This is a genomic window from Photobacterium aquae (genome assembly GCF_001029445.1).
Lineage (GTDB): Bacteria > Pseudomonadota > Gammaproteobacteria > Enterobacterales > Vibrionaceae > Photobacterium > Photobacterium aquae.
On the sequence record NZ_LDOT01000102.1, the window covers coordinates 1 to 302 of the forward strand.

Below are 302 nucleotides of genomic sequence, written 5' to 3' on the forward strand. Positions count from 1 at the left end.
TTATCTGGCTTATTGGCGTTATCAGTACTGGTTGGCTGCTCAAGCAGCGACGAGGTCGTCCCAGATGTTCCTCCATCAGAGCTTTACTCTGAAGCTCAAGTTGCACTGCAAAGTGGCAATTGGCTGTCGGCAATCAGTCAGCTAGAAGCTTTGGACTCTCGTTATCCATTTGGTGCTTATTCAGATCAAGTTCAACTCGACCTTATCTACGCTTACTACAAAAATGACGATTTAGCGCTGGGGCTGGCGACTATTGAGCGCTTCACACGCTTAAACCCTACTCACGAAAAGTTAGACTGGGT

The 302-nt window shown here is 47.4% G+C and carries 1 protein-coding gene; it reads left to right on the plus strand.

Annotated features, from left to right (window positions below; genetic code table 11):
• Nucleotides 1-302, plus strand: a 302-nt coding sequence (gene bamD, locus ABT56_RS23100) for an outer membrane protein assembly factor BamD (protein WP_157037959.1), incomplete at both ends; no start/stop codon positions are given.